The 676-nt window shown below is 41.1% G+C and carries 1 protein-coding gene; it reads left to right on the forward strand.

Annotation, left to right across the window (positions count from 1 at the left end):
- Positions 1-676, forward strand: a 676-nt coding sequence (locus M4D81_RS34635) for a glycosyltransferase (protein WP_260069690.1), incomplete at both ends; no start/stop codon positions are given.

Genomic DNA, 676 nt, shown 5'->3' on the forward strand with positions numbered 1-676 from the left:
ATGCATTGCGTGAAAACATGGTGGTTATCCCGTACGCACAGTCAGAAGCTGAACCTAATCAGCGGGAAAACATGACTTCATTTCTTAAGAGCATAGATATCCTCTGGGCAGATTTATATCCATCCAGTACTTATGCACTTAATCTCCGTGACGAATTAGGCCTAACTTGTCCAGCGATTTTGTTTGCTGGAGGAGCCATGCCCAAAGGTGCAGAGGCAATGTTGTTTCCTTGGCAGCCACTACTACGTCCTTATGATGGGATTCTCTTTAGTTGTAAGGCAGACCAAGATATTTGGAGGCAATTGACAGAATGGAGCGCATTAAAGGAATGGGTTATACCGCTTAGCATAGACGAGCAAATATTTTATCCTCGAAGTGTCGATGAACAGATGGATATACGCAATAAATTCGGCATTCCAGTTCATTCCCCGCTATTAATATTTGTTGGCAGATTAAACATACAGAAGAATGTCCACGCTTTACTAAAAATATTAAGCTCAGTAAGTGAAGAAATCCCTGATGTTCATCTTTGTATAATCGGTGAAGAAGATGATATTGTACTGGGAGAGTTTAAGGTCCGGAATACCAATTATAAGGAGTGGTTGCAACAAAAAGCAGATCAACTTGGTTTAACACAACGTGTACGATTTGTAGGCCCACTTTTCGGTGAAGAACT

It is taken from the genome of Paenibacillus sp. p3-SID867, assembly GCF_025142895.1.
Lineage (GTDB): Bacteria > Bacillota > Bacilli > Paenibacillales > Paenibacillaceae > Paenibacillus_AQ.